6 protein-coding genes and 1 pseudogene are annotated in these 7,323 nt (G+C 72.6%); 6 read left to right on the top strand and 1 reads right to left on the bottom strand.

Annotation, left to right across the window (positions count from 1 at the left end; translation table 11 throughout):
- The 3 genes from GT042_RS29980 to GT042_RS29970 form a co-directional block, all read left to right on the top strand.
- The coding region (locus GT042_RS29980; protein WP_202534156.1) for an LCP family protein at positions 1-1,347 on the top strand (1,347 nt) is incomplete at its 5' end.
- A gap of 203 nt (positions 1,348-1,550) precedes the next feature.
- Positions 1,551-2,882, top strand: coding sequence for a hemolysin family protein (locus tag GT042_RS29975; protein ID WP_161311831.1), 1,332 nt, complete (start codon positions 1,551-1,553; stop codon positions 2,880-2,882).
- The gene (locus tag GT042_RS29970; protein WP_161311830.1) at positions 2,879-3,913 is read left to right on the top strand and encodes a hemolysin family protein; all 1,035 of its coding nucleotides are present in this window, start codon (positions 2,879-2,881) and stop codon (positions 3,911-3,913) included. The genes GT042_RS29975 and GT042_RS29970 overlap by 4 nt, the downstream gene beginning before the upstream one ends.
- A gap of 212 nt (positions 3,914-4,125) precedes the next feature.
- Here the strand turns inward: GT042_RS29970 and GT042_RS29965 are convergent, their stop codons facing one another.
- Entirely contained in the window at positions 4,126-4,935 is an 810-nt protein-coding gene (locus GT042_RS29965; protein WP_345943973.1) for an SAM-dependent methyltransferase, read from the bottom strand.
- A 192-nt stretch (positions 4,936-5,127) separates the two neighbouring features.
- Between GT042_RS29965 and GT042_RS29960 the strand changes: the two genes are divergently transcribed.
- The 3 genes and pseudogenes from GT042_RS29960 to GT042_RS29950 form a co-directional block, all read left to right on the top strand.
- Entirely contained in the window at positions 5,128-5,766 is a 639-nt protein-coding gene (locus tag GT042_RS29960; RefSeq protein ID WP_237531341.1) for a sigma-70 family RNA polymerase sigma factor, read from the top strand.
- Positions 5,763-6,530, top strand: coding sequence for a hypothetical protein (locus tag GT042_RS29955; RefSeq protein ID WP_202534154.1), 768 nt, complete (start codon positions 5,763-5,765; stop codon positions 6,528-6,530). Before GT042_RS29960 ends, GT042_RS29955 begins: the two co-directional genes overlap by 4 nt.
- A gap of 158 nt (positions 6,531-6,688) precedes the next feature.
- Positions 6,689-7,323: pseudogene (locus GT042_RS29950) on the top strand (hypothetical protein); the annotation flags it as partial.

Here is a 7,323-nt window from a genome sequence, read left to right as displayed (position 1 = left end):
GCCCGGGCGGGCCGGACCCGCCTCACCCGGCGCGGTCGCGTGGCCGTCTGGGTCTGCGGCGCGCTCGCCGTCGGGGCCCTCGGGGCGGGCGGCGCGGGCACCTGGATCTACCAGCGTCTCGACGGCAACATCCACGGCGCGGACATCGACGGCAAGATCGGCGGCGGCCGGCCGGTCAATTCCAGTCCCGGCTCGCAGAACATCCTGGTCGTGGGCTCCGACTCGCGTACGGGCGCCAACGCGAAGTACGGCAGCGACCTCACCACCATGCAGTCCGACACGCTGATGGTGCTGCACATCGCCGCGAACCGGGACTGGGCCACCGTCGTCTCCCTGCCGCGCGACTCCTGGGTCACCATCCCCGCCTGCGACCGGGGGAACGGCAGCGAGTCCGGCCTCCATCACTTCAAGATCAACGAGGCGTTCGCCATCGGTGGTACGAGCGGTGACGTGGCCGGGGCCGCCGCCTGCACCATCAGGACCGTCGAGCGCAACACCGGACTGCGCATCGACCACTTCATGTCGGTCGACTTCCAGGGCTTCAAGGGCATGGTCAACGCGCTGGACGGCATCGAGGTCTGTCCGGGGACGGCGATCCACGACAAGAAGGCGCACCTCGACCTGGAGGCCGGCTGCCAGACCGTGCGCGACGAGAAGGCGCTCGGGTACGTCCGTACGCGCTACAGCGTCGGGGACGGCTCCGACCTCGGCCGGATCGGCAGGCAGCAGGAGTTCATGGAGGCCGTGGCCGCCAAGGCGCAGAAGAAACTGACCAGCCCGAAGGCGCTGTACGGATTCCTGGACTCGGCCACCAGGTCGCTGACGACCGACGAACCGCTCGCCGGGATCAAGCCGCTGTACGCCCTCGCCTCCGAGATCAAGGGCATCCCCAAGGAGCGGCTGGCCTTCCTGACCGTACCGAACTACCCGCGCGAGGCGGACGTACCGGCCGACCGGGCCAACGTGGTGTGGCAGTACCCGCAGGCGTCGGACCTGTTCACGTCCCTGGCCCGGGACCAGGAGGTCAGCAAGAAGAAGCTGGAGGCGGCGGCCAAGGTCCCGGTCTACGCCAGCACGGTCCGCGTCCAGGTCCTCAACGGCACGGGCACGGCGGGGAGGGCCGCCGCGGTCGCCGAGACCCTCCGTACGGCCGGCTTCACCGTCGCCTCCATCGGCAACGCGCCGGAGACCACGGGCAGGACGTCGGTGCGGTACCCCGGCGGCCTCGGCGCGCAGGCCCGGGTCCTCGCCTCGCGCCTGCCGGACGTCTCCGCGCGGGAGTCCGCCCAGGCCGCGCCGGGCGTCGTGACCCTCACGGTGGGGACGGACTTCACCGACGTCCGGTAGAGCGCGCCGGGCCGGCCGGGCCGTGCCGCACGCCACATTGCATTATTTTGCGACTCCTTTACGATTGAGCGATGCGGGACGGAGTGGCCGTCCTGCCCCACGTCGTTGATCAGCTTAAGGAGCTGCGGTCCCCCCATGGGTGAACCTCCCAGTACGAGCCGTGCCCTCCCCGTCCCGCCGCACCAGGGGCCGGAGGTGGCACGGTGACCGAAGTGCTCCTGCTGTTGCTCGCTCTCGCGCTGACCTTCGCCTGCGCGGTGTTCGTCGCCGCCGAGTTCTCCCTCACCACCGTCGAGCGCGGTGAGCTGGAGCGCGCCACCGCGGCCGGCGAGCGCGGGGCCGCGAGCGCCCTGGCCGCCGCCAAGCGCCTGACGTTCCAGCTCTCCGGTGCCCAGCTGGGCATCACGGTGACCTCCCTGGTCATCGGCATGCTCGCCGAGCCGTCGCTCGCCGTGCTGCTGCGCGGCCCCCTGGAGGCCGTGGGTCTGCCCGGGGGCGCGGTGTCCACCGTCGCCACCCTCCTCGGTGTCGTGGTGTCCACGGTGGTGCTGATGGTGATCGGCGAGCTGGTCCCGAAGAACTGGGCCATCTCCCGTCCGCTGGCCGTCGCGAAGGTGGTGGCGGGACCGCAGCGCGCGTTCACCGCGGCCTTCGGCCCGCTGATCCGCCACCTCAACAACACCGCCAACCGGCTGGTGCGGCGCTTCGGCCTGGAGCCCGCCGAGGAGCTGGCCTCCGCGCGGACACCCGAGGAACTGGTCGCCCTGGCCCGGCACTCGGCGCGGGAGGGGGCCATCGAGGCGGACTCCGCCGAGCTGTTCGTACGGACCCTGCACCTCGCCGACCTGTCGGCGGAGAACGTGATGACGCCCCGGGTGGACGTCCGGGCGCTGGAGGCGCACGCCACCGCCTCGGACGCGGCCCGGCTCACCCTGGCCACCGGCCTCTCCCGCTTCCCCGTCTACCGGGACAGCCTGGACGAGGTGATCGGCACGGTCCACATCCGGGACGTCCTCGCCCTGGACGAGAGCCTGCGCGACCGCACCCCGGTCACCGCGCTGGCGACGAAGCCGCTGCTCGTCCCCGACTCCCTGCCGGTCGACCGGCTGCTGCGGCGGCTGCGCCAGGCGCGGACGATGGCGGTCGTCATAGACGAGTACGGCGGCACCGCCGGGGTCGCCACCGTCGAGGACATCGTGGAGGAGGTCGTCGGGGAGGTCCGGGACGAACACGACCCGGACGAGACGCCGGGCCTGGTCCCCGTCGCCGCGGGCCCCGGGGGCCGCAGCGTGTGGGAGGCCGACGGCAGCCTCCGGCTCGACCAGCTGGACGAGATCGGCTTCACCGCCCCCGAGGGGCCGTACGAGACACTCGCGGGCCTGCTCGCGACGCGGCTGGAGCGGCTTCCCGTCCCGGCCGACCGGCTGGACGTGGACGGCTGGCGGTTCGCCGTCCTGCGGGTCGAGCACCACCGCGCCGACCGGGTACGGATCACCTCACCGCTCCCCGCCACGCTGACGGAGGACGCCCGATGACCGGCCTGCAACTGACCATCGGCGCCCTGACGCTGCTGACGAACGCGTTCTTCGTCGGGGCGGAGTTCGCCCTGATCTCGGTCCGCCGCAGCCAGATCGAACCGGCGGCCCTCAAGGGCGGCCGGCGCGCGAAGACCACACTGTGGGGCTTGCAGCACCTCTCCGCGGCCATGGCCACGGCCCAGCTCGGCATCACGATCTCCTCGCTGGTGCTGGGCGCGGTCGCGGAGCCGGCCATCGCGCACCTGCTGGAGCCGCCGTTCGAGGCGGTCGGGGTGCCCGGGGCGCTGATCCACCCGATCGCGTTCGTGGTCGCGCTGACCCTCGCCACGTACCTGCACATGCTCATCGGCGAGATGGTGCCGAAGAACATCGCGCTGGCGGCGCCCGCGCCGACCGCGCTGCTCCTCGCGCCGCCGCTGATCGCCCTCACCCGGGCGCTGCGGCCGGTGGTCTTCGGGATCAACGCGTTCGCCAACCTGCTGCTGCGGCTGCTCAGGGTCGAGGCGAAGGACGAGGTGACGTCCGTCTTCACCGACGACGAACTCGCCCGGCTGGTCAAGGACTCCAGCGAGGCGGGACTGCTGGACCCGGCGGACGGCGAGCGGCTGCGGGACGCCCTGGAACTGGGCACCCGGCCCGCCGGCGAGGTCATGGTCCCGCTGGGCAGGACCGTCATGGTGGACCACGGGATCACCCCGCAGCAGCTGGAGCGTACGGCCGCGTCGTCGGGCTTCTCGCGGCTGCCGGTGACCGGCCCCGACCGTACCGTCCTCGGCTATCTGCACATCAAGGACGCCCTCGGCGCGGCCGACCGGACCCGGCCCTTCCCGCGCTCCGCCCTGCACACCATGGTCAGGGTCGAGATCGACACCCCGCTCGACGACACGATGACGGCGATGCGCGCGGCCGGCACACATCTGGCCGCCGTCACCGGCGACCGGGGAACCGTCATCGGTTTTGTCACCATGGAAGACGTCCTGGACGAACTGGTCGGTCCCGCCGCCGGTGTCCAGGCAGCCGCCGGCTGACCGGGGAGATCCGGACACGGCGGCAGAGGAGCGACCGGTGCCCCGCCCCGGGCACCGGCCGCTCCTCGTCCGCGTCCGTCATGGGTACCGCATTCGCGCCGGGAAGGGAACACGTCGGCCCGGAGCCGAAGGCGACGACTCGGTAACGGAGCGGAGCCGGTCCGCGCGCCGGAGCCGCCGCGCGTGGGGGGTCGCGAACGCCGCGCCGCAGGTCAGGGCTTGCGGGCCACGCCGACGTAGCAGGCGGCTTCCTTGTCGGTGGACCCGTCCTGGCCGTCGCCGGGGTCGGGACGCCACCGGTGGGACGCGACGATCCCCGGGTCGAGCAGCTCCCAGCCGTCGAAGAAGCGGGCGATCTCCTCGCGCGTACGGGCCTGGCCCGGCGTACCGGAGGCGCGGTAGGCCTCCGTGAGGCGCGCGATGCCCTCGGGGTCGAACTCCGTCGTCACATGGGCGATCGCGAGCGTGCTGCCCGAGGGCAGCGCGGCCTTGAGGACGTCCACCAGGTCGTGGGCGCCGTGGTCGTCGGTCACGAAGTGCAGCAGCGCGTTGAGGCTAAGGGCGACCGGCCGGGTGAGGTCCAGTGTCGTACGGATCTCGTCGGCGGCCAGCAACGCCTCGGGCGCGGTGACGTCGGCTTCCACGTACGCGGTACGCCCGGCCGGATGGCTGTGCAGGAGTGCGCGGGCGTGCGCCAGCACGATCGGGTCGTTGTCCGTGTAGACGACACGCGCGTGCGGGACCTCCGCCTGCGCTATCTCGTGCAGGTTGGGTGACGTGGGAATACCGGTGCCTATGTCGAGGAACTGGTCCATCCCCGAGCGTGCCAGGAACCGCACGGAACGGTGCATGAAACGCCGGTTGATCCGCGCCGTCGCGAGAATCGAGGGGAAAGCGCTCATCGCGCGCGCCGCCCCCTCCCGATCGGCCGGGAAATTGGTCGTCCCGCCCAGGTAGTAGTCGTACATCCGGGCTGAATGCGCCCTGTCCAGCTCCAGGTCCACCGTGCTGCCGTCGGCCACCGCACGCCCCGCTTCCCACGTCCGCCCACTAGGAGGAACCACGGTACGAGACGCGTCAACTCCCCCTGTGCGGAGGGTGACGCGCGAAAAGTTTTTCGCCCAACCACTCCACTGCCACCACAGACATCCGGTTGACTGACCCCCGGAAGGAAATCCCTTCCTGACGGGGAAGAACCGAAAGGGCGGCACCTGATGGCCCGTGACAGCGACGGGGCCCTGGGCGTGGAGGTACGCGACCCGGCTCGTCCGGATCCGCGCGACCCGATGGGACCGGATCCGACCGCGCCCGGCGTACGCCGGCACACGGACCGTTCCAGCCGCCGACTGGCCCTGACGTTCGACGCCTTCGCCGCCCACCACCACCGCCTGTGGCTGCGGTACGCCCACACCCAGGTCGGTTCCCGGCCCGTCGCCGAGACCGTGGTCGAGTCGGCGTGCGCCCGGCTGCTGGAGCACTGGCCGCACGTCCTGCTCCAGGAGTCCGTGTCGCAGTACGCCTGGGCGGTCCTCAAGGAGGAGGTCGCCCGGCGGCAGGACGCGCACGACGGACCGCCCGCGCTCGTCGACACCGCGGCGTTCGACGCGGCGGCCCGCAAGCTCCTCCAGCACGGGACGCCCGATCAGTTCACGGTCCTGGAGAACGAGATCGGCCTGTACGGCGCCATCTCCCGGCTGCCCGAGCGGCAGTACGACGTCGTCGTACTGCGCTACGTCCTGCGCGTGCCGGACGAGGTGGTCGCCGAGTACCTGGGCATCGAGGTGCCGACCGTCCGCTCGCACGTACGACACGCACGGCGACGGCTGGCCAGGGAGTTGGGACCCGCCAGGTGAGGGGAACGGAAGGCACCCGGGTCGAGGTGCTGCTGGACGACGCGGAGGTCCTCGCGGGCGCGTACGACGACTACGACACCGACAGCGCCCTGCGGCGCGCCGCCGCGCGGGCCGGGGAGCGGGCCCGGGAGCGGGCGGAAGCGCCCGTGCCCGTGCGGGCCCCAGGGAACTGTGCCACGGCGCACGAACAGGCGGGCCGTGACCTGGACCTGGCCGTCGCGCTCGTCCTGAACGCCCCCGAGGCGGCCGGCTGTCTGGCCCAACTGGTCGACCACGACCGGATAGACCCGCAGGGAGCCGTCGTCTTCGCGGCGCTGCTGCATCTGACGGGGCATCGCGACGCGGCCCAGTTCTGGTGGCAGTTCGCGGCGGGCGGCGGCAACCGGACGGCGGCGTTCTGTCTTTTCCTCGCCCACCAGCAGCGTGCCGAGTTCCGGGACGCGGCCCACTGGCGTGCCGAGTCCCGCAGGCTGGCCGGCCCCGGCCGTACCCCTTCGGACGGCGCGCCGCCCCCGGTCCCTTCCCTGTCCTCGCTGCTGCCCGAGGCCGTCCTGCACGACCTCATCGGGCAGTGTCACCGGGGCAGGCATCCCACGCTGCCCGCCGCGCTGGAGGCCGTCGTCAACCGGCTGCGGGTCGACAGCGCGGACGAGGACTACGGCGAGGTGCCGCAGCCCGACGAGACGCTGGTCACCTGGCCGGTCACCCAGCCGGTCGCGCGGTCGGCCACCCGGCCGGGAACGGCCGCCGCCCGGCCGCGCTGACCATACGCGGGACGGCGAGAACCCCTCGTATGCCGGTCCCGGATGGCGCAATCTCCGCACCAGGGCATTTCATGTAACAAAGCGTGCGCCGTAGATGGCCGCACGGTGACCACCAGGGTGTGTGCCCGCCCGTGGAGTTCGGCAGAGGGAGCCGCGCCATGTCTCTTGACCCCCACCTCGATCCCGCCACCGAGGATCGCGACGAGAGCCGTCCGCGTCCGCCGGACGATGCCGCTCTCGCCGCCCTCACCGGCCTCACCGACAGCGCGACCCTGTCCATGGAGCCCGGTCAGGAGCCGATACGGACCCTGCTCTGGACGGCCGCGACCGAACGGCCGCTGGAGGAGGTCGCCGCGCTGGTCAGTCTGCTGCGGCGGACCGGTGAGGTGCCCAGCCCCGGTGACGAGGCGCTGCGCGCCGCCGCGGTGGCCCGTCCCCTGGAGGAGGTCATGCGGCTGGTCGCCCTGCTGCACGAGCCTCCCCACGAGTTCGACGAGGCCGACACGACGCTGCGCGCGGCGGCCGTGGGCAGGCCGATCGAGGACGTGGCCGAGCTGGTGAGCATCTTCGGCGGCGAGGAGGGCGAGGCCGCCAGGGCCGCGGCGGTTCCCCGGGCCACGGCGAAAGCCGGGGAAACGGAACCCCCGGAACCCGCAGAGGCGGAGAACGCGGACACGGCCGACACCGCGGAGGCCCGGGACGACGAGGACGGAAACGCCCGGCAGGATGCTCCGGTGCGGGCGGTACGCCGGGCGGGGATCGCGGCGGCGTTCAGCCGGCCCGCCCCGGCCTC

The sequence above is a fragment of the Streptomyces sp. SID3212 genome, from assembly GCF_009865405.1.
Taxonomy (GTDB): Bacteria; Actinomycetota; Actinomycetes; order Streptomycetales; family Streptomycetaceae; genus Streptomyces.
The sequence above is the reverse complement of the archived record's forward strand: the minus strand, read 5'-3'. Positions and strand labels throughout refer to the sequence as shown.

Bases quoted from the DNA above. Each gene is read 5' to 3' on its own strand.
- GT042_RS29960 (WP_237531341.1), top strand. From the start codon at position 5,128: ATGGCCCGTGACAGCGACGGGGCCCTGGGCGTGGAGGTACGCGACCCG.
- GT042_RS29970 (WP_161311830.1), top strand. From the start codon at position 2,879: ATGACCGGCCTGCAACTGACCATCGGCGCCCTGACGCTGCTGACGAAC.